Consider the following 19,662-nt stretch of genomic DNA (forward strand, 5'->3'; position numbering starts at 1 on the left):
GGCAAGCCCGCTCCCACAGGTTTCAGTGGCGTCACATAATATGTTTTTCAGGTTCAGGAATGCTCGCCGAGCCGAGAACGGCCGGCAACAGTCCAGAACGCAAGTCCCCACCACTCGGCTGCTGATACAGGCTCAAGCCGAACTCCGGCAGCACCGCCAGCAAGTAATCGAAAATATCGCCCTGAATCCGCTCGTAGTCTGCCCACGCGGTGGTGCGGGTGAAGCAGTAGATCTCCAGCGGAATGCCCTGCGCCGTGGTCTGCATCTGGCGGACCATGCAGGTCATGTTCGGCTGAATCTCCGGGTGACTCTTCAGATACGCCAGCGCATAGGCGCGGAAGGTGCCGATGTTGGTCATCCGCCGGCGGTTGGCCGACATCGCCGCGACATTGCCCTGTGCCTCGTTCCACGCCTTGAGCTCGGCTTTCTTGCGGCTCATGTAGTCGGTCAGCAAGTGAACCTGCGAGAGTTTTTCTTCTTCGTCGTCACGGATGAAACGCACGCCGCTGGCGTCGATGAACAGGCTGCGCTTGATGCGCCGCCCGCCGGATTGCTGCATGCCGCGCCAGTTCTTGAACGACTCGGACATCAGCCGCCAGGTCGGGATCGAGACGATAGTCTTGTCGAAGTTCTGCACCTTGACCGTGTGCAAGGTGATGTCGACCACGTCACCGTCGGCGCCGACTTGCGGCATTTCGATCCAGTCGCCGACCCGCAACATGTCGTTGCTGGTCAACTGCACACTGGCGACGAACGACAGCAGGGTGTCCTTGTAGACCAACAGAATCACCGCCGACATGGCACCCAGACCAGACAGCAGCAACAGCGGCGAGCGGTCGATCAGCGTGGCGACGATGATGATCGCGCCGAACACGTACAAAACCATTTTCGCCAGTTGCACGTAGCCTTTGATCGAGCGCGTGCGGGCGTGTTCGGTGCGCGCATAGATGTCGAGCAGGGCGTTGAGCAGGGCGCTGACTGCCAGCAGCAGGAACAGGATGGTGAATGACAGCGCCACGTTACTGAGGAAGGTCATGGCGGTTTTGCTCAGTTCAGGCACCAGGTGCAAGCCGAACTGAATGACCAGCGACGGCGTCATCTGCGCCAGGCGCTGAAATACCTTGTTGTGGCGAAAGTCATTGATCCAGTGCAGCGCCGGCTGGCGGCCGAGCATGCGGCTGGCGTGCAGGATCAGATAGCGCGCCACTCGTCCGAGCAACAGCGCGATCACCAATAACACGGTCAGCGCGAGCCCCGCCTGCAAGAGCGGATGCTGTTCGAGGGTGCCCCAGAGGTCCTGGGCGTTGAGCCAGAGCTGTTTGATATCCATAAGTACAACGATTCTTCTGTAAGACACGACGGACGATTAGAGCATTTAAGACGCTGCGTATTACCGTTGGAGACAAATCAGGCAACAAAAAAACCACTGATTGCTGCCGTTTGCATAAAGAAACTCGGCCTGAGCGCTCGAAACCGGTAACCTATGCAGCTGTTTTTTTGCATATCTTCGAGGTAGCACCCGTGTTTTCCCAATTCGCCCTGCACGAACGCCTGCTTAAAGCTGTGGCCGAGCTGAAATTTGTCGAGCCAACGCCTGTGCAAGCCGCGGCCATCCCGCTGGCGCTCCAAGGGCGTGATTTGCGGGTGACTGCGCAAACCGGTAGCGGCAAAACCGCCGCTTTCGTTCTGCCGATCCTCAATCGCCTGATCGGCCCGGCCAAGGTCCGCGTCAGCATCAAGACGCTGATCCTGCTGCCGACCCGTGAACTGGCCCAGCAGACCTTGAAGGAAGTTGAACGCTTTTCGCAGTTCACTTTCATCAAGTCCGGCCTGATCACCGGCGGTGAAGACTTCAAGGTCCAGGCGGCGATGCTGCGCAAAGTGCCGGACATCCTCATCGGCACCCCGGGCCGGATGATCGAGCAACTCAACGCTGGCAACCTCGACTTGAAAGAAGTCGAAGTGCTGGTGCTCGACGAAGCCGACCGCATGCTCGACATGGGTTTCTCCGAAGACGTGCAGCGTCTGGTCGATGAATGCCCGAACCGTCAGCAGACCATGCTGTTCTCCGCTACCACCGGTGGTTCCGGCCTGCGCGACATGATCGCCAAGGTGTTGAACAACCCTGAGCACTTGCAGCTCAACGCGGTCAGCCAACTGAACTCGACCACTCGTCAGCAAATCATCACCGCCGACCACAATCAGCACAAAGAGCAGATTGTGAACTGGCTGCTGGCCAACGAGACCTATCAGAAGGCCATCGTCTTCACCAACACCCGCGCCATGGCCGACCGCATCTACGGTCGCCTCGTGGCTCAGGAATACAAAGCGTTCGTGCTGCACGGCGAGAAAGACCAGAAGGATCGCAAACTGGCGATCGACCGTCTGAAGCAGGGCGGTGTGAAGATCCTCGTAGCCACCGACGTCGCGGCCCGTGGTCTGGACGTCGATGGTCTGGATCTGGTGATCAACTTCGACATGCCACGCAGCGGCGACGAGTATGTACACCGCATCGGTCGTACTGGCCGTGCCGGCAACGATGGCCTGGCGATCTCGCTGATCTGCCATGGCGACTGGAACCTGATGTCGAGCATCGAGCGCTACCTGAAGCAGAGCTTCGAGCGCCGCACCGTCAAGGAAGTCAAAGGCACCTATGGCGGACCGAAAAAGGTCAAGGCCTCGGGCAAAGCCGTTGGCGTGAAGAAGAAAAAGACCGACGCCAAGGGCGACAAGAAGAAAACCGCCGCCAAGACGCCGACCAAGCGCAAGAGCGCCAACCGTCCGAAGCCGGACTCGTTGGTGAGCAGCGACGGCATGGCACCGCTGAAGCGCCGCAAGCCGGCAGAGCCAGCGGCTGAGTAAGCTTTTTCAGGCGCACAGAAAAAACCCGGACAGTGTCCGGGTTTTTTTTCGTCCATCAGTTGCCGATCTGGCCACTGGTGTCGGCGTCAAAGCGCCGCTTGGCTTGATATGCCGCAGGCTGCGATCTTTTGTTTTAGCTTTCGGCTTTTTTCTCAGCGGTACCGAGTTCTTTCAACCGCTGATCAATCAACTGGCATTTGTCCGGCAGATCCTTGCTGGCCGTGCCCAGGTCCATTTTCTGCAACTCGGCATTGATCTCTTTGGCCTTGGCCGGATTCTGCTCGGTCAGCTTCGAGACTTCCTTGGCCAGTTGTTCGCGCTTGGCGGTGGCCTCCTCCGGCGTGCAGGCCCAGACAGGCAGGGCGCAGGCGAGAGTGGCGGCGAGGGTGAGCTTGATCAGGGTTTTCATCGGGTCAGGCCTCAGTTCCGGTTAAGGCAGTTAATGGGTTGAGGCCTTCTGGCAGGAAAAAGTTCAGAAACTGTGGGAGCGAGCTCGCGAACGCGTCGTGTCAGACAACATCAATAGTGAATGAGCTGTCGCCTTCGCGAGCAAGCTCACTCCCACAAAAAGCGCTCAGTTCCCGTGGCAGCAACTGGATTTTGTCGCTCCCTCATACCGATCATGATGCCGAACCCATTCCATGATCTCTTCTTCATTGCGGCCCTTGGGCGTGAGGTCGAGGTAGTTGTAAGCGCCGACCAGCATGTCGAGACCACGGGCATACGTGGAGTAGGTGTGAAAGATGTCACCGTTTACATCCCGATAAAACACGCTCAGCCCGGGCATTTCTTCTTCTGCACTGTCAGTTTTTTCGTAGTTGTAAGTAGCCTTGCCGGCGGCAACATCTTCGGCGCGGGCGCAAACACCAAAGTCATAGTTGAAGTCGCAGCCTTCTGACGATACCCAGTCGAACTTCCAGCCCATTCGCCGTTTAAAGTTTTGAAACTCGTTGAATGGCGCATGAGAGACAGCAACTACCGCAATATCGTGATGAGCCAGATGTTGGTTGGCGCCATCGATATGGTCGCTGAGAAACGAGCAACCCTGACAGCCTTCTTCCCAGTCCTTGGCAAACATGAAGTGATAAACGATCAGCTGGCTGTGTTTACCGAACAGGTCGGCCAGTCTCAGCTCGCCGTTCGGGCCTTGGAAGTGGTAATCCTTGTCGACCTTCACCCATGGCAACGCGCGACGCTGGGCGCTGAGGCGGTCGCGTTCCTTAGTGAAAGCTTTTTCGTCGGCCAGGTGTTGTGCGCGCGCGGCGAGCCACTCTTCGCGCGACACCACCGGATGATTCTCAACGTTCATGATGATTTCTCCTGCGGGGTTGAAACCGTCTGTTTCAGACTAGTCGTTTAACCCTGTGGGAAATCGACACACCGCCGGTCGGTCGCCTCGCGCTAATGCAGGTGAACGGCTGCGCACAGCTCCGGTCACAACCTATGAACGCGCCATTCACTACGCGCACCGGAGGTTGTATCAGGATGACGACTTATAACTGGGATTTGATTGAACGCTTGTTGCACGAAGTGCAGAACAGCGCCGGCCATAGCTTCGCGCCTCGGGCCTACGCTGAAGAGTACGCAGCGGCGAAAGCCAGTGCGGGCGAGCCGATCGAGAACCTCGATCACCTGAAAACGCTGGCCTGCGACTATGAGCGTTTGCTGCTGTTGCGCGGCTACATCGCACCGCGTCCGGATGAAGAGGGCAGCACCGGCAACAATTTTGTCCTGACGCCGCGCGGTTCCAGCTTGCTGAGCCTGATCGACAGCAGCATTCCTGGTAATGATCATCCGCGTCAGGTGCTGGATGAGCAGGAAGATGCGCTGGCTGAGGCGAAGTTTGATGAAGTGGCTTCGAAAGCCCAGATCGCCTAAGGCTCTTAAAGCAAAAGATCGCAGCCTTCGGCAGCTCCTACACCGATCTCTGTAGGAGCTGCCGAAGGCTGCGATCTTTTTTTCTAGTTCTGCTTCGCGGCTTTGAAACATTTAAGGTCGTTGAAATCTTTACGCACACCCTCGATTTTCTTCAACAACCGCTGGCGCTGTTGCGGCGTGCTCTCAGCCATCAGATCCACCGCCAGAGAGCGCCCCTGCGCTTCAGTTTCGGCGAAGGCCTTGCGGTAATCTGCTGTCCATAAACTCTCGCGATTGACCAGAAGCGTCTCGATTCTCTGTGGGAATTCGGGACTTTTGCGTTGCGCCACGGCGGCACTGAACTGTTTCTGCCAATGGGCGCGATTGGCGATCCATTGGCTGTATTGATCACCGAGGGCGGCCGACCACGTCATGACTCGCTGCTCTTGCGTAGCGCTCAGCGGCCCGAGCCAGTCATTCAAGCGCTTGACCATGCGCGCGCCACGCTCGGCAATTTGCTGATCAAGAGGTGGCTTCAAGTATTCCTGCTGGCGTTTGCGCAAATCCTTGGCAAACGCCTCATTCATCTCGGCGACTTGCTTGTCATCCAGACCTTGCAGTAACTCGATGGCCGACGGGGTGATTTCCTTCGCCGTTTCAGCAATCGCCTGTTTGGCTTCGACGGTGCGCGCCTGCAACGCCGCATCGGTGACCTGATTGGTTTCGACCATGGTCTGCAAGCGATCCAGCCAGTCCAGATAGCCCGGCAATTGCGTGGTGCAGTGCCAGCTCAGGTGATCCTTGAGCCGTTCGTTGAACCAGTCTTTTTGCTCGCCGTTCATGTCCAGGTAGTCGCCGAGCGTCCACGGAATGATCACGTCGAGATTGCGATAAGCCAGGCCAACGCGGCTGCAGGCGCCGAGGGCGAGGGTGAAGATCAAGAGCGCAGCAATGTGTTTGAACCAGCGAGACATGGGCGAATCCTTGCGATGGCCTGGCTTCGGGGGGCTGATTCTTATGTGATGCAGGATGCGCGCGGCAGTTCAGCCGATCAATAGAATGCGCGTTCGGCCTTCAGGGTGACGAGGCCGTCGCACTGGCTGTTGTGCCCGGAGTAGGCCGAGCAATCGCTGCCGCTGAGACTGGAATTGCTGTAGATCAGGTCCAGATCGACGCCCATGAATGGCCGGGACAACTTCACCGACCAGTCAGTGAAGCTGCTGACGTATCCGCCGTCCACCGCCACCGGCGTGTTCAATTGGTGAGTGGTGTATTTCATGCTGACACCGATGCCGAATGGCTGATTGCCGCCTAGGTCGGCAAACAGCGTGTTGTTCTGTTTATCCGGGTCGTTGCTCAGGGCTACGCCGAAACGGCTGCCGAGCAGGGTGAGACCGCCGAACAGCTCCTGGCTGTCGAGGGTGTCCACCTCGGGGTAGCTGTAATGGATCATCCCGACTTCATAGCCGAGGGTTTGATCGAAGGGTTGTTTGAAGCCGACGTAGGAGTCGATCTCAAGATTCTTGCCCGGCGTGATGCCCATGCTCGGCGCGTATTGGCCGACATACAGGCCGCTGTCGTGGCTGAGGTCGAGCCCGCCATGGAAGGATCCGGCCGCCGACGGTTTGACCAGGCCTTGGGCCATGCTCCGGCTGGGAGTGGTGCCGAGTTTGAGATCGAAATCGCCCAGCTCACGCTGGAAAACCTGCGCGTGCGCGGGTGTGCCGGCCAACAGGCTTACAAGCAATAAACAGGAAGATGGGCGCATGCGTCACTCCATGAACAGCGAGCGCAGGGCGGCGGGCCTGCTGAAACGCTTGATCTAGACGCGTGCAAGGATACCGGCGAATGATCGGCGTTGATGGCCGTTCGTCGATTTACAGTTTTTTTGTTTAAAACGGGGAGGGGGAGTGCGGTGCCAGTCCAGACGCTTCGAAGCTCAAAGCGCCTCTGGACGGGGGTAAAACCGGGTGTTACTTCTTGCCCAGGCTGATCTGCTTGGACGGGCCGAACGTCTGGCCACTGACGCCTTTGGCAATTTGCTGGATCTCGCCGCCGGACTTGAGGAACGCTGCGATCTGATCGTTGATCGATTCGCTGGTTTCAACGGCTGGAGCTGGCTTTGCTTTGCTGGTGGATGCTTTTACACGCATGGCGGCCATTAACCTGTAGAAAAGTAACTCGGCCAGGCATCGTACAGGAATAACTTGACAATTGCTTGGTAAATATCCCCGGGAATAACCAACCGCTGCACTGCATTATTCTCGATTCAATACTCGAAATACTTGGCTAACCTGCTGTTTTAAATAAGAACATTAATGAATTTCCACGGTGTGGCAATCGGCCGCGAGGGCGCACAGCTGACTGACGAGCGGCACCCCGCGCAACGCCGATCAAGGAAAATCAAGGCGTTGCGCAGAATTCCCGGCATCCGCCGATCTACCGCCCGACGTCGCAGGCAAAAACGGGTAGAATGCCGCCCACGCAATGAGGGTTCTGGAAATGGCTTTAGTCGGGCGTTACAACAGTTTGCAAGTGGTTAAACACACTAACTTCGGTTTATATCTGGACGGCGGTGCCGACGGCGAAATTCTTTTGCCTAACCGTTATATCCCTAAAGATATTCCCAGCGAAGATGAAGACTGGCTCAACGTATTTGTTTATCTGGACAGCGAAGACAAACTTCTCGCTACCACTGAAAAACCAAAAGTTCAGGTCGGCGAATTTGCCAGCCTGAAAGTTGTTGAAGTCAACAGCATTGGCGTGTTCCTCGATTGGGGTTTGCCGAAAGATCTGTTGCTGCCGTACTCCGAAGAAAAACGGCAGATGACTGCCGGCGAGTACTGCGTGGTGCACGTTTATCTCGATAAACACACCCGCCGCATCACCGCCACTGCGCGTCTGGATCGCTACCTCGACAAGACCCCGGCGAATTACAGTCAGGGTCAGGAAGTTGATTTGTTGGTTGCCGAAGCCACCGACATGGGCTTCAAGGCGATCATCAACAACAAGCATTGGGGTCTGATTCACAAGAATGAAATCTTCAAGTTCATGCGCGCCGGCATGATCGAGAAGGGCTACATCAAGGAAGTGCGCGCTGACGGCAAAATTGCCCTGAGCCTGCAACCGGTTGGCCAGGAAGCGGCCAGCAGCCTGAACTCGAAGATCCTCGCCAAATTGCGCGACAACAGCGGCACGTTGCCGGTCAGCGACAAGAGCGATCCGGCCCTGATCAGTAGCCTGTTCGGCGTCAGCAAAGGCAACTTCAAGAAGGCCATCGGTGCGCTGTACAAGGAAGGCAAGATCGTCATTCATGCCGATCGTATTGAACTAACCTGAGAAACTGCTGGCCCCATGTAGGAGCTGCCGCAGGCTGCGATCTTTTGATGTTGAAGATCAAAAGATCGCAGCCTGCGGCAGCTCCTACATGAGGGCGGATGTTATGAAGAAAACTCTGTTTGCCTATGTTGCAACGCTGATTGCGTTTCTGCTGCTCGACGGCCTCTGGCTCGGCCTGTTGATGGCGCCGACCTATCGCGAACTGCTCGGTTCGCTGATGCTGGAAAAACCGCTGCTGGTGCCCGCAGCGGTTTTTTATTGCCTGTATGTTTTCGGTTGTGTGGTGTTTGTGGTGCTCCCGGCAGTGACATGGCAGTGGGCGGCGAAGCGCGGCGCGCTGTTGGGGCTGGTGGCGTATGGCACGTATGACCTGACCAATTGGGCGACGTTGCGCGGCTGGTCGGCGCAGGTATCGTTGATGGATTGGGCGTGGGGCACGTTTGCTACGGCGGTGGCTTGTACTGTCGGGTTTTTGCTGGCGAGGCGGTTTGCTGGAGCTGATCGCTAACCGGCGTTGAATGGACTGACGCCATCGCTGGCAAGCCAGGCTCCCACAGAGGCTTGTGTCGAGCAGAGGATTGGTGCTCAACCCGATCCTGTGGGAGCTGGCTTGCCAGCGAATGGCGGCGCAGCCGACAACCATTCACCACTGCCGCCACTGACGAACTAAATGTCTTTTCCAGACGGCTTTTTCCGCCCGACTGATTGATAATCCTCGACACTTATTTCTGACCATTGGATGGCCTGCCATGTTGTGTGTGTTCGAGGTGTTGCGGTGAGTATCGAGCGGCGCAATGCCGACAGTTTTGCCCTGCAAGTGATGATCGGCCTGTGCCTGATCTGGGGCGTGCAGCAGGTGATGATCAAGTGGGCCGCGCCAGACATTGCACCGGTGATGCAAGCGGCGGCGCGCTCGGGGATTTCCGCACTGCTGGTCGGTCTGCTGATCTGCTGGAAGGGCGGCTGGAATCAGGTCGGCAACACTTGGCGCGGCGGCTTGCTGGCCGGTGCTCTGTTCGGTCTGGAGTTCCTCTTTATTGCCGAAGGTCTGCAGCTGACCACCGCCGCGCACATGTCGGTGTTCCTCTATACCGCGCCGATTTTCACTGCACTGGGCGTGCATTTTCTGCTGGCCAGCGAGCGCCTGCGGCCTTTGCAGTGGCTGGGGATTCTGCTGGCGTTTATCGGCATCGCAATCGCCTTCGCCGGCGGTGTGTCGTGGGACAACCTCGACCGGCGCATGCTGCTCGGCGATGCCTTCGGCGTACTGGCCGGCGCCTGTTGGGGCGCGACTACCGTGGTGGTGCGCGCCTCGCGACTGTCGGAAGCGCCGGTGACGTTGACGCTGTTCTACCAACTGATTGTCGGCTTTGTCGGCCTGCTGTTGATCGCCTTGTTCAGCGGCCAGATCACCCATGTCAGCCTGACCACCGTGGCGGTGGCCAGTGTGCTGTTCCAAGGTCTGGTGGTGTCCTTCTTCAGTTACCTGATCTGGTTCTGGCTGCTGCGCCGTTATCTGGCGGCCAATCTGGCGGTGTTTTCGTTCATGACGCCGCTGTTCGGTGTGACCTTCGGCGTGATTCTGCTGGGCGAACAGCTGAGCGTTAATTTCGTCATCGGTGCCGTGCTGGTGTTGCTCGGCATCACCTTTGTCAGCGCCGAGCAGTGGCTGCGCAGGCGTTTGCGCCAAGCGCTGGGCCAGCGCTAGTCGATTGCATCGCCAGACCGTCGGCGATCAGCAAGCCGCTGCCGGCGATCAGCAGCGCCGGGTGCAGGTGACCGCTGAAATGGCTGCTCAGCGCGGCCAATATTGGGCCGCTGAGCTGGCCGACGGCAAAGCACGCGGTCAGTAGTCCGGCGTTGCGCTGTGTGGCGTGGGGCGCGATGTCCCGCGAGCGTTGCATGACCAATTGCATACAGGCGAGGAACGGCGTGCCACACAGGATTACCCCCAGCGCCAGACCGAGCCCGCTGCTCATCAGGCAGGCGAAGACCCCGGCGGCTTGCAGCCACAACGTCGCCATCAACCAATGCCGGGTGGTCGCGGGGTCGTGACGACGCAGGCTCACCAGCAACACGCCGAGCGCGGCGGCCAGGCCGAAGCACGGCCAGAACAGATCCGCCTGCCATTGTCCGTGGAACTGCGCGTTGGCCATTTGCGAGAGGAACGTCGCGGGGATGATGTAGCCCACGCCGTACAGCGCATAGATCACTGCCAGTCGCCCGATACCGCGATTCGACGCACCGACCTGAGCCGCGTCAACCGACACAGCGGCGGCCGGCTGCGGCAAAACGCGCCAGACCCCGAGCATCATCACCAATGCCGCAGCAGCGTAAATCAGCCACAGCGTCGCCGAGGTTTGATGGAGCAGGTGTGAGACCAGCGCCAGCAACCCCGTCAGAAAAATCCCCAACCCCGGCCCGGCAAATACCAGAGCGCCCAAACGTGGACGACCCGCTGCCGCCGCCAGTGGCTGGCTTAAAGACGTGATCATCACCAGCACCCAGGCGCTCGCCACCCCGGTGCCGAAGCGCAGCACCAAGTGCGACCAGAACCCATTGGCCCAGAACGACGCCAGTGTCAGCAACACGCACAACCACAAGCCGCCGTGCAGGCGCCACTGCACCTGCTGCGGGCGATGGGCAAACATCGCATCCACCGCACCGAGCAGGTAACCGAGGTAGTTGGCCGCCGCAATCAGACCGGCGGCCGTCAGGTCGAACTGACCTTCGCTGAGCAGGTGCGGCATTTGTGGCGTGAGGGCGAAACGCCCGATGCCCATGGCCATCATCAAGGCAACGAAGCAGGCGGATAAGCGAATCAGAGGCGACATGGTCGGGATTCCTTCGAAGGATCAATGACCGTCAGGCTAGGACTGATTGACTTTCTTTAAAATTGAATAATAGTGAGTAACTTGTTCTGTTATGGAGAAAGCTCGTGGAGTTCAGCCAACTGCGGATCTTTCAGGCCGTTGCCGAGGAGGGTTCGATCACCCGCGCCGCCGAACGCCTGCACCGGGTGCCTTCCAATCTGTCGACGCGGCTTAAACAGCTTGAAGAGCAACTCGGTGTAGAGCTTTTCGTGCGCGAGCGTCAGCGTTTGCAGTTGTCGCCTGCAGGAAAAGTCCTGCTGGACTACACCGGAAAACTGTTTGCGCTGCGTGATCAAGCCAGTGCGGCAGTGATGGGCGGGCAACCGGCGGGGGATTTTGTCTTGGGCACGATGTACAGCACGGCGGCGATCCATTTGCCGGCGTTGCTGGCGCGTTATCACAAGCAATACCCGGCGGTGAACCTGCAGGTGCAGTCGGCGCCGAGCGGCGAGTTGCTCGAAGGTCTGCTCACCGGTCGACTCGATGCCGCGCTGGTCGATGGCCCGTTGGAGCTGGCCGGGCTCGACGGTGTGCCGTTGTGCGAAGAGCGGCTGGTGCTGATCACCGAAACCGATCATCCGCCCGTGCGCAGTGCCAAGGATGTCGAAGGGCGTGCGGTGTTCACCTTCCGTCAGGGCTGTTCCTATCGCATGCGCCTGGAGGCCTGGTACGCCCACTATCACGCCGCGATGGGCCGGGCGATGGAGATCGAGTCGTATCAGGGCATGCTCGCCTGCGTGATCGCCGGCAGCGGCGTGGCGTTGATGGCGGAGTCGATGCTTGCCAGTCTGCCGGGCCGCGAGAGCGTCGCGGCGCATCCGTTGGCCGAGCCGTTCGTGGGTGCGACAACGTGGCTCATGTGGCGCAAAGGCATGGTCGGCGCCAACCTCAATGCCTGGGTTGAGGTGCAGCAAGCTGTCTATCCTGCGGCTCAGATCGAAACCCGAGAAACAGCCTGAACCAATGCCGGCGAATTCTGTTCAATTCAGTAACAGATCATTGCGGATTTGGCCGAGCATTGCGTAGGACTTCGGACTATTATCAGTGCGAAGCGGCCTCAGAATTCCGGCCGCTCAGCACCACCCTGAAGGGGGCATGACGATGAAAGAGAAAATTCAAAACTGGCTACACGACTTGGGTGTTGCCCTCGGTTTGATCGAACCGCCTCTGCAGCCTGTCCCGATCCGCACCGATGACGAGCAGCGTCGACGTCAGCAACGGCGCCGGTAACGCCCCCGATCCGAGATCAAAGGATTCGAGATCAAGAGATCGCAGCCTGCGGCAGCTCCTACACTGACCCCGTGTAGCAGCTGCCGCAGGCTGCGATCTTTTGCTTTTAATGCCGGCCGATTTCCAGCAAGAACCGGCTCAAGTCGTTCGCGGTTTTCGCGGTCTTGAGCATGCGGTCTTCCTCGGCGGTGAAGGCCGTCAGGCCGAATTCATCTTCCAGATGAAAGATCAGATCCTCGATATCGGCTTTCTCCAGACCCAATTGCACCAGGCTGGTGTTGTCGTTGAATTCACGGTTTTCCAGCAGGCGCTGGATGAACCGGTGCACGGCGGCACGCACGGCAGCTCTTCTCATGGCAGATATTTCTGATTGTTGTTCTGCTTGAGTGAAGCAGGCCTCAGGCGTGCTCGCGCAACCATTCGTCAATCATCGAACGCAAACGCTCGCCGGCAAAACTGCCGAAATGTCCGCCGTGTACCGTGCGGATCGGCAACGCCTGCAAACGCCGCAGACTGGTGGCGTAATCCTGCAGATTGGAATGGTAGGCGTCTTCGATCAGCGGCCCGTCGTAAATGATGTCGCCGCTGAACAGGGTTTGCGTCGCCGCCTCGTACAGGCTGATCCCGCCCGGCGAATGCCCCGGTGTGTGCAGCACTTGCAGCGTGCGATTGCCCAGATCCAGCACATCGCCGTCCTCGACAAACCCGGTGGCCGGCGCGGCTTTGACCCGGTATTCGGCATAACACAACGGGCAGTCTGGATGCGCCTCGAACATGTCGTCGCCGACGAACGCACGGCTCAAATCATTCTCGCCATCGGGCGCGGCCAGGATGTCAGCCTCGGCCGGGTGCACCAGCCGTTCAGCAAATTCATGATGCCCGGCGATATGGTCGAAATGGCAATGACTGGCCACCGCCACCAATGGCCGCTCGGTAATCCACGGCAACTGCTCGCGCAGGCTGACCAATCCCGAACCGCTGTCCAGCAACAGGTCTTTGTCGCGGCCCTGCACATGCCACAGGTTGCAGCGGTAGAACGGGCGGATATACGGCTCGTGAATCAGCCGGATGCCGTCGCTCAGGTGTTGCACTTCAAACCACTGATCGCGCGAAACAATCTTCATCAGCACTTTCCTTGAGACGAAAAAAACGGGTGTGGCAACCGACGCCACACCCGTCGAAGAAAGCATCAAGTCGTTACATCAGAGCTTAGATCGCGCTCGCCACGGTTGCCGGGCGAGGGGAGACCAGGCTGACCACCACAAAACTCACCAGACCCACGGCCAGGCTGTAGTAGATCGGCGTGTTCGCATCCAGACCGTCCTTGAACATGAACAGCAGCGCCGTGGCGAAACCCAGGCCCATGCTGGCGATAGCGCCGGCGGTGGTTGCGCGTTTCCAGAAGATCGCACCGATCAGCGGGATCAGCATGCCGCCCACCAACAGGTTGTAAGCGAGGGTCAGGGCGCTGATCACATCGTTTACAACGAGCGCGATACCCAGCACGACGACACCGGTCAGCAGGGTAAACAGGCGGTTGATCGTCAGGCTCGACTGTTTACCGCCACGCAGTTTCGGCAGCAGGTCTTCCGTTACGGTGGTGGCAGCGGCGAGCAGACCGGCGCTGGCGGTAGACATCATTGCAGCGAGTGCGGCAGCGATCACCAGACCACGGATGCCGTCCGGCAGCGACAGTTTGACGATGGCGGCGAAGGCGTTGTTGACGTTGTCCAGATCCGGGATCAGCACATGCGCGGCCATGCCGATCAGGGCGCAGGCCAGACCGTAGATGATGCAGTAGACGCCCGCGATGCTGCCGGCGTATTGCGCGACTTTGGCAGTCCTGACGGTGAACACCCGTTGCCAGATGTCCTGACCGATCAGGATGCCGAAGAAGTAGATCATGAAGTAGGTGATGATCGTGTCCCAGCCGATGGTGGTGAAGCTGAAGGCGGTCGCCGGCAGTTTCAGTACCAGTTCGTCCCAGCCGCCAACGCGGTACAGGCAGATCGGCAACAGGATAAACATCAGGCCGACGGTCTTGATGATGAACTGGACGATGTCGGTCAGGGTCAGCGACCACATGCCGCCAATCGCCGAGTAGATCACCACGACGCCACCACCGACGAGTACCGACACCCAGAATGGCAGGTCAAACAGCACTTGCAGGACGGTGCCGATCGCCAGGATCGAGGTCACGCCAATCATCAGTGCGTAGGCCAGCATGATCGCCGCGCTCGCCGAGCGGGCCATCGGGTTGTAGCGTTTTTCCAGGACCTGGGTAACGGTGTAGATCTTCAGTTTCAGCAGCGGTTTGGCGAGGAACAGGTTCAGCGCAACGATGCCGCAACCCAGTGCCGCGCACAGCCAGAAACCGGAAATGCCATGCACGTAGCCCAGACGCACGGTGCCGACGGTAGACGCGCCACCGAGAACGGTCGCGGCCATGGTGCCCATGTACAGGCTTGGGCCGAGGTTACGGCCGGCAACGAGAAAGTCCTCGTTGGTCTTGGCCTTGCGCATGCCGAAGTAGCCGAGCAAGAGCATGCCGGCGGCGTAGATGAGGACGACGAATAAATCCAAAGCCATGATGGCGTGTCTCCGATTGTCTTTTTTATGTTGAGGCCAAAATCATTTCCCTTGTAGGCCTTCGCCTGCTCGCGATAGCGGTCTTTCAGTCACATCGATGTTGGATGTGCTGCAGTCATCGCGAGCAGGCGAAGGCCTACAGGGTTTTGTGTTTAATCAGGCGGCTTGGCGCAGTTCAGGTGTTTCTATGACTTGGCTACGGGCATCCTTCGGGCCGAACACTTCGCGCGGTTCCGGGAACAGGCTCAGCAGCGTCAGGTACACCACCGAGGCCAGGCCCAGGGTCACCGGCAAACTGATGTCGATGCCGCCGGCCATTTCACCCAGCGGGCCGACGAATTGTCCCGGCAAGTTCACGAAGCACAGGCCAACCGCCGCGCTCGGAATCCATGCACCCAGGCCGCGCCAGTTCCAGCCGTGGCTGAACCAGTAGCGTCCGCCCTGTTCGCCGCGAGTGAACACTTGCAGGTCATCCGGGCAGTAGAAGCCGCGACGCACCAGCAGACCGATGATCATGATCACCATCCATGGCGTGGTGCAGGTGATGATCAGCACGGCGAAGGTCGACACGCTCTGCACCAGGTTCGCCGCAAAGCGCCCGATGAAGATGAAGGCAATCGACAGCACACCAATCAGCAGCGTCGCTTTCACCCGCGAGAGAACCCGTGGGAACACGCTGGACATGTCCAGCCCGGTGCCATACAGCGAGGTGGTGCCGGTGGACATGCCGCCGATCACCGCAATCAGGCACACCGGCAGGAAGAACCAGCTCGGCGACACCGCCAGCAAACCGCCCACATAGTTGTTCGCCGCGATGTAGTCCGGCGCCTTGATCGCGACGATGGTCGCGGTGGTCAGGCCGAACAGGAACGGGATGAACGTGGCGATCTGCGACAGCACAACCGCCGCCATGATGCGTTGCTTGGAGGTTTCACGCGGGATGTAACGCGACCAGTCGCCGAGGAATGCACCAAAGGATATCGGATTACTCATCGCGACCAGCGCTGCGCCGATGAACGCGGCCCAGAAGCCCGGTTGCCCGAGGCTGACGGTGCCCGCGTAATGCGCGTCGAAAGGACCGGCGAAGGCGAAGATGCCCAGCAGGAATAACAGGCTGGCGCTCCACACGGCGATCTTGTTCACCCACAGCAGAAAGCGGAAGCCGTAGATGCACACGGTCAGCACCAGAATCGCGAACAGACCGTAGGCCAGGCCCAAGGTCAGGTCGGTTTCCGGCAGACCGATCAGGCGTTTCGCACCACCGATCAGCGCATCCCCCGAACTCCACACCGAGAGCGAGAAAAACGCGATGGCGGTCAACAGCGACAGGAACGAACCGACGATCCGCCCGTGCACACCGAAATGCGCACCCGACGATACGGCGTTGTTAGTGCCGTTGAGCGGGCCGAACAGGCCCATCGGTGCGAGGATCAGCGAGCCGAGCAGCACGCCCAGCACAATCGCCCAGACGCCGGCCTGAAATGACAGACCGAACAGCACCGGGAAACTGCCGAGCACGGCGGTGGCAAAGGTATTCGAACCACCGAAGATCATCCGGAACAAATCCGTAGGGCGTGCGGTGCGTTCGTGGTCCGGGATCTGTTCGACCCCGTGGGTTTCAATTTGCGTAAGGCTTTGGTCGTTGTTGTTGTTATTCATGATCTGCTCCGATCATAAAGGCGCGCTCATCGTGCGTGAGCGTCACCTGTCTTGGCTAAGGGGATGGCAGCCCTTCCGGCATTGCGGACAAATGTTCGTGGCAGGCCAGCCAATGGCCTTGTTGTTCTAGGCTCGACGCTTGTTTCTTGAAAACAATCGTCTCGCGCTCCTGGCTGAAGTGTTGCTCCCCTTGCATGCGCAGCTCGGTGGCCACGTCATGGATGAAAATCGCCACGTCACCCTGCAGGCTGACGAAGGCGTTGCTCGAGGTGCACGAGAGCACCTCGAAGCCATCCTCGGCGCGCCAGTTGTCCCACAAGGCCTGATAGGCATCGCGCGACAGCAGCGGCTGTTCGAGGGTGTAGAAGACGAAACTTGCATCGGCGCTGAACGCGCCGAAATAAGCTTCGCGATCGTTTCGGGCGAAGGCGGACACCAGATCGGCGGCCGCTTGCAAAACCTGATCACGTTCGTTCATGACCCGACCCTCAGCGATGGACCACGCCAGGCAGTACGCAGAGCATTTCGTACAGCAGGTTGGCGGCCAGCAGCGAGGTGTTGCCGGAGGTGTCGTAAGCGGGCGAGACTTCTACCAGATCGCAACCGATGAGGTCGAGGCCTTGGCAGCCACGGACGATTTCAATCGCCTGAATGGTCGTCAGACCACCGATTTCCGGGGTGCCGGTGCCAGGCGCCCAGGCCGGGTCGATGCCGTCGATGTCGAAGCTGAGGTACACCGGGCCGCCGCCGACTTTCTCGCGCACTTCGGCCATCAGCGGTGCCAGCGACTTGTGCCAGCACTCTTCGGCTTGAACGACACGGAAGCCCTGATCGCGGCTCCAGTTGAAGTCGTCGGCGGTGTAACCCTGAGCGCGCAGACCGATCTGCACGACGCGATCGCAATCGAGCAGACCTTCTTCAACCGCGCGGCGGAAGGTGGTGCCGTGGGCGATTTTCTCGCCGAACATGTGATCGTTGACGTCAGCGTGGGCATCGATGTGCACCAGACCGACCTTGCCGTGCTTCTTGTGAATCGCACGCAGGATCGGCAGGGTGATGGTGTGGTCGCCGCCCAGAGTCATCGGGATCACGTTGTGCTCGAGGATGTTGTCGTAGGCCTCTTCGATGATGCGCACGGCGTCGAGCAGGTTGAAGGTGTTGATCGCCACGTCACCGATGTCGGCCACGGCCAGCGAGTCGAACGGCGCAGCGCCGGTCGCCATGTTGTAAGGACGGATCATCACCGATTCGGTGCGGATGTCGCGTGGCCCGAAGCGGGTGCCGGGGCGCAGCGAAGTACCGATGTCCAGTGGCACGCCTACGAAGGCAGCGTCCAGGCCGGCAGCGGTCGGTACATGGGGGAGTCGGAGCATGGTGGCGATGCCGCCGAAGCGCGGCATTTCGTTGCCGCCCAGTGGTTGGTGAAGAATCTTGTCCACGGGTAAGGCCTCATCGTCTTTGTTTTATTTATGTCGGCGCGCCGTGCAGCACGGGTTCGGACGCCGCTGTGGGGCCGATGATGCGAAATGTAGTGCGGCGAAAGAATCGCTACGGGCAAAAACTTAGTTCAGATTTTTCTAAACTAATGCCAGACTTCCACACCTGCTCGTTCCCATGCTCCGCGTGGGAATGCATCCACGGACGCTCCGCGTCCAGCCGTACTCGCAGGTGACGCAGAGCGTCACGGGCTGCATTCCCACGCAGAGCGTGGGAACGATCCTTGGAGTAGACATGGCCAACGCTTTACCCGACCTGAAACTGTTGCGCATCTTCGTCAGCGTCGTGCGGCATCAGGGCTTCGCCAACGCGCAGCAGGAACTCAACCTGTCGACCTCGGCGATCAGCACTTACATGAGCCAGCTCGAAGCCGCGCTGGGCCTGGTGCTGTGCCATCGCGGACGCGGCGGGTTCAGCCTGACCAGCAAGGGTGAGCTGTTCCACCAGGAAACCCTGCGCCTGCTCGCCGAACTCGAAGGTTTCGAGCAATACGCCGCCGCGCTCAAAGGTGAACTGCGCGGCACGCTCAACCTCGGTGTGATCGACTCCACCGTCAGCGACAAGGCCCTGCCATTCGCCGAAGCCATCGGCGGTTACAGCCAGGAACACCCGGCGGTGCATTTGCATTTGTCGGTGATGAGTCCGTACGAACTGCAACTCGGCGTGCAGGACAACCGTCTCGATTTGGCCATCGGCGCGTTTTCCACACGGATGAGCGGGCTGGTCTATATGCCGCTGTACCGCGAGCAACACTGGTTGTATTGCAGCAGCCGGCACCCGTTGTTCAACGAGCGGCGCATCCCCGAGCAAGTCATCACCCAGCAGCGCATGGTCGGGCGCGGGTACTGGAGCCAGGCGGAATTGGCCCGGCACGGTTTCAAACACAGCGCCGCGACCGTGGAAAGTATGGAGGCGCAGCTGATTCTGGTGCTGTCCGGCGCCTACATCGGTTACTTGCCGGAACACTACGCGCAGGCCTGGGCCGACAAGGGCGATTTGCGTGTGCTGCTGCCGGCGACCTTCGGCTATCAGGCGCCGTTTTCGATGATCATGCGCCGGGGGCGCAGCCGCGAGCCGTTGATTCAGACGTTCCGTGATTTGCTTAAAGCTCAGCTCAATCAGGCGTAGCTTGCAGGAAAAACAACCATGTCCAGACCCCAATGCCCGCGCTGCCTGCGCCCACTAACCCATTGCCTGTGCCCGCTGATTCCGCGCCTCGACAGCCGCACGCGGGTGTTGCTGTTGCAGCATCCGAGCGAGGTCAATCATGCATTGAATACTGCGCGGTTGGCGGCACTCGGTTTGACCAATGCCGAACTGATTGTCGGCGAGGTGTTCGACGATTTACCGGCGTTGCTGAATCGACCAGGGTATCGGGCGCGGTTGTTGTTTCCCGCTGACGATGCGCAGCCGATGCAGGCTTACGCCGAGTCTGATGAACCCTTGTTATTGGTTGTTCCGGACGGCACGTGGCGCAAGGCGCGCAAGATGCTCCACCTCAATCCGCTGCTGGCGGCGTTGCCACGGGTGACATTGGCCGAGGGCGGGGTGTCGCGCTATCGCTTGCGCAAGGCACCGGGGCCGGGAGCGTTGTCGACGATTGAGGCGATTGTGCAGGCGCTGCAGACGTTGGAAGCACCGGTTTCGTTTGAGCCGCTGCTCAAACCGTTCGAGGCGCTGATCGAGGGGCAGATTGCGGCGATGGGGGAGGAGACTTTCCAGCGTAATCATGGCGATAGATGATCGTTCCCACGCT

22 protein-coding genes are annotated in these 19,662 nt (G+C 59.4%); 9 read left to right on the forward strand and 13 right to left on the reverse strand.

Annotated features, from left to right (window positions below; translation table 11 throughout):
- Positions 1-31: 31 nt before the first annotated feature.
- Positions 32-1,330: a mechanosensitive ion channel family protein gene (locus AC3Y64_RS07240; protein WP_489986956.1), complete on the reverse strand. Its 1,299-nt coding sequence runs from the start codon at positions 1,328-1,330 to the stop codon at positions 32-34.
- Positions 1,331-1,521: 191 nt separating this feature from the next.
- Here AC3Y64_RS07240 and AC3Y64_RS07245 point away from each other — a divergent pair, with 191 nt between their 5' ends.
- Positions 1,522-2,862, forward strand: a complete 1,341-nt coding sequence (locus AC3Y64_RS07245) for a DEAD/DEAH box helicase (RefSeq protein ID WP_489986957.1) — start codon at positions 1,522-1,524, stop codon at positions 2,860-2,862.
- A gap of 133 nt (positions 2,863-2,995) precedes the next feature.
- On the opposite strand, the gene AC3Y64_RS07250 is transcribed toward AC3Y64_RS07245, so the two are convergent.
- Both AC3Y64_RS07250 and AC3Y64_RS07255 read right to left on the reverse strand, forming a co-directional pair.
- The gene (locus AC3Y64_RS07250) at positions 2,996-3,271 is read right to left on the reverse strand and encodes a hypothetical protein (protein WP_034153213.1); all 276 of its coding nucleotides are present in this window, start codon (positions 3,269-3,271) and stop codon (positions 2,996-2,998) included.
- Positions 3,272-3,436: 165 nt separating this feature from the next.
- Entirely contained in the window at positions 3,437-4,171 is a 735-nt protein-coding gene (locus AC3Y64_RS07255; protein WP_489986958.1) for a DUF899 domain-containing protein, read from the reverse strand.
- Positions 4,172-4,347: 176 nt separating this feature from the next.
- On the opposite strand from AC3Y64_RS07255, the gene AC3Y64_RS07260 reads away from it, so the two are divergent.
- Positions 4,348-4,740, forward strand: a complete 393-nt coding sequence (locus AC3Y64_RS07260) for a transcriptional regulator (RefSeq protein WP_489986959.1) — start codon at positions 4,348-4,350, stop codon at positions 4,738-4,740.
- Between the two features lie 83 nt (positions 4,741-4,823).
- Here the strand turns inward: AC3Y64_RS07260 and AC3Y64_RS07265 are convergent, their stop codons facing one another.
- The 3 genes from AC3Y64_RS07265 to AC3Y64_RS07275 form a co-directional block, all read right to left on the reverse strand.
- Positions 4,824-5,693 (reverse strand): DUF6279 family lipoprotein, encoded by an 870-nt coding sequence (locus AC3Y64_RS07265; RefSeq protein ID WP_489986960.1) that lies wholly within the window; start codon positions 5,691-5,693, stop codon positions 4,824-4,826.
- Between the two features lie 77 nt (positions 5,694-5,770).
- Positions 5,771-6,487 carry a TorF family putative porin gene (locus tag AC3Y64_RS07270; RefSeq protein ID WP_489986961.1) on the reverse strand — a complete coding sequence of 239 codons (717 nt, stop codon included), beginning with the start codon at positions 6,485-6,487 and terminating at the stop codon, positions 5,771-5,773.
- Positions 6,488-6,692: 205 nt separating this feature from the next.
- Positions 6,693-6,881, reverse strand: coding sequence for a PFL_1563 family small protein (locus tag AC3Y64_RS07275; RefSeq protein WP_016985943.1), 189 nt, complete (start codon positions 6,879-6,881; stop codon positions 6,693-6,695).
- Positions 6,882-7,221: 340 nt separating this feature from the next.
- Between AC3Y64_RS07275 and AC3Y64_RS07280 the strand changes: the two genes are divergently transcribed.
- The 3 genes from AC3Y64_RS07280 to AC3Y64_RS07290 all read left to right on the forward strand — a co-directional run bounded on the left by AC3Y64_RS07280 (position 7,222) and on the right by AC3Y64_RS07290 (position 9,766).
- Complete coding sequence (locus AC3Y64_RS07280) at positions 7,222-8,058, forward strand: CvfB family protein (RefSeq protein WP_122591794.1); 837 nt, start codon at positions 7,222-7,224, stop codon at positions 8,056-8,058.
- A 103-nt stretch (positions 8,059-8,161) separates the two neighbouring features.
- Positions 8,162-8,566, forward strand: a complete 405-nt coding sequence (locus AC3Y64_RS07285; RefSeq protein ID WP_489986962.1) for a DUF2177 family protein — start codon at positions 8,162-8,164, stop codon at positions 8,564-8,566.
- A gap of 267 nt (positions 8,567-8,833) precedes the next feature.
- Positions 8,834-9,766 carry a DMT family transporter gene (locus tag AC3Y64_RS07290; protein WP_489986963.1) on the forward strand — a complete coding sequence of 311 codons (933 nt, stop codon included), beginning with the start codon at positions 8,834-8,836 and terminating at the stop codon, positions 9,764-9,766.
- Here the strand turns inward: AC3Y64_RS07290 and AC3Y64_RS07295 are convergent.
- The gene (locus AC3Y64_RS07295; RefSeq protein WP_489986964.1) at positions 9,711-10,892 is read right to left on the reverse strand and encodes an MFS transporter; all 1,182 of its coding nucleotides are present in this window, start codon (positions 10,890-10,892) and stop codon (positions 9,711-9,713) included. The genes AC3Y64_RS07290 and AC3Y64_RS07295 overlap by 56 nt on opposite strands.
- Before the next feature lie 104 nt (positions 10,893-10,996).
- Between AC3Y64_RS07295 and ptrR the strand changes: the two genes are divergently transcribed.
- Together ptrR and AC3Y64_RS07305 are read left to right on the forward strand one after the other, a co-directional pair.
- Positions 10,997-11,890, forward strand: coding sequence for a putrescine utilization regulator PtrR (ptrR, locus tag AC3Y64_RS07300; protein WP_489986965.1), 894 nt, complete (start codon positions 10,997-10,999; stop codon positions 11,888-11,890).
- Between the two features lie 142 nt (positions 11,891-12,032).
- Positions 12,033-12,161, forward strand: coding sequence for a PA1414 family protein (locus AC3Y64_RS07305; RefSeq protein WP_007914492.1), 129 nt, complete (start codon positions 12,033-12,035; stop codon positions 12,159-12,161).
- A gap of 106 nt (positions 12,162-12,267) precedes the next feature.
- Here AC3Y64_RS07305 and AC3Y64_RS07310 read toward each other — a convergent pair whose 3' ends face one another.
- The 6 genes from AC3Y64_RS07310 to speB form a co-directional block, all read right to left on the reverse strand.
- A complete protein-coding gene (locus tag AC3Y64_RS07310) occupies positions 12,268-12,516 on the reverse strand; it encodes an acyl carrier protein (RefSeq protein ID WP_158958551.1) in 249 nt (82 codons plus the stop codon).
- Between the two features lie 43 nt (positions 12,517-12,559).
- Positions 12,560-13,285, reverse strand: coding sequence for an MBL fold metallo-hydrolase (locus tag AC3Y64_RS07315; RefSeq protein ID WP_489986966.1), 726 nt, complete (start codon positions 13,283-13,285; stop codon positions 12,560-12,562).
- An 85-nt stretch (positions 13,286-13,370) separates the two neighbouring features.
- Entirely contained in the window at positions 13,371-14,750 is a 1,380-nt protein-coding gene (locus tag AC3Y64_RS07320; protein ID WP_489986967.1) for a sodium:solute symporter family protein, read from the reverse strand.
- 156 nt (positions 14,751-14,906) lie between these two features.
- Positions 14,907-16,409, reverse strand: coding sequence for a purine-cytosine permease family protein (locus tag AC3Y64_RS07325; protein ID WP_489986968.1), 1,503 nt, complete (start codon positions 16,407-16,409; stop codon positions 14,907-14,909).
- 55 nt (positions 16,410-16,464) lie between these two features.
- The gene (locus AC3Y64_RS07330; protein WP_158958559.1) at positions 16,465-16,887 is read right to left on the reverse strand and encodes a YybH family protein; all 423 of its coding nucleotides are present in this window, start codon (positions 16,885-16,887) and stop codon (positions 16,465-16,467) included.
- Between the two features lie 10 nt (positions 16,888-16,897).
- A complete protein-coding gene (gene speB / locus AC3Y64_RS07335; protein WP_400771942.1) occupies positions 16,898-17,848 on the reverse strand; it encodes an agmatinase in 951 nt (316 codons plus the stop codon).
- A 292-nt stretch (positions 17,849-18,140) separates the two neighbouring features.
- Here speB and AC3Y64_RS07340 point away from each other — a divergent pair, with 292 nt between their 5' ends.
- Together AC3Y64_RS07340 and AC3Y64_RS07345 are read left to right on the forward strand one after the other, a co-directional pair.
- On the forward strand, positions 18,141-19,034 hold the full coding sequence (locus AC3Y64_RS07340) for a LysR family transcriptional regulator (RefSeq protein ID WP_053118206.1): 894 nt from the start codon (positions 18,141-18,143) through the stop codon (positions 19,032-19,034).
- Positions 19,035-19,052: 18 nt separating this feature from the next.
- A complete protein-coding gene (locus AC3Y64_RS07345; RefSeq protein ID WP_489986969.1) occupies positions 19,053-19,649 on the forward strand; it encodes a tRNA-uridine aminocarboxypropyltransferase in 597 nt (198 codons plus the stop codon).
- Positions 19,650-19,662: the final 13 nt, after the last annotated feature.

The organism is Pseudomonas sp. 4CAES_32.4 (genome assembly GCF_058136335.1).